1 pseudogene is annotated in these 252 nt (G+C 69.4%); it reads right to left on the reverse strand.

Annotated features, from left to right (window positions below):
* Positions 1 to 252: pseudogene (locus tag AC5RV2_RS19325) on the reverse strand (phosphotriesterase family protein); the annotation flags it as partial.

A 252-nucleotide genomic window follows, 5' to 3' on the forward strand; every position in this document is an offset into this window, starting at 1 on the left:
GGTCATCCCGGCGCGGTCGGCCATGGTGGCGACGATCCCGGCAGCGGCCCGGCGTTCAACGCGCGGGACCACCATGCCCTCGGTGACCTCGTTGGCGAAGAGGTCACCGAACTTCTCCGCCGGCCACGGGGTCGGCGGGTTGGTCTGCGGCGTCAGGAAGTATCCGCCGAGTTCCTCCTCGGGGCCAAGTCCCGTGGAGGCGATGATGTGCACGCCGGTCGAACGCGAGAGCGCCTCGTACAGCTTCACGTC

The sequence above is a fragment of the Arthrobacter sp. Y3225116 genome, assembly GCF_059091245.1.